The organism is Pleomorphochaeta sp. DL1XJH-081, assembly GCF_049310885.1.
Taxonomy (GTDB): Bacteria; Spirochaetota; Spirochaetia; order Sphaerochaetales; family Sphaerochaetaceae; genus CAYZJV01.
On sequence record NZ_JBMDYO010000116.1, the window covers coordinates 1 to 266 of the forward strand.

At 60.5% G+C, this 266-nt stretch carries 1 protein-coding gene; it reads left to right on the top strand.

What is annotated here, in order from left to right:
• On the top strand, nt 1-266 hold a 266-nt coding region (locus ACODJP_RS14125), incomplete at both ends, for an extracellular solute-binding protein (protein ID WP_422482584.1).

The following is a 266-nucleotide window of genomic DNA, read 5'->3' on the forward strand; positions in this document are numbered from 1 at the left end:
GATGGGCACCACCTATGCGATCCCGTTCCATAACTCGACGCCGATCCTCTACTACAACAAGACGATGTTCGATCGGGCCGGGATCAAACAGCCGCCGCAGACCTGGGCCGAGCTGCTGGCCGATGCCAAAAAGCTGACCGACGAAAGCAAAGGCCAGTGGGGGATCATGCTGCCGTCGACCAACGACGACTACGGCGGCTGGATCTTCTCGGCGCTGGTGCGCGCCAACGGCGGGAAATACTTTAACGAAGACTATCCGGGCGAGG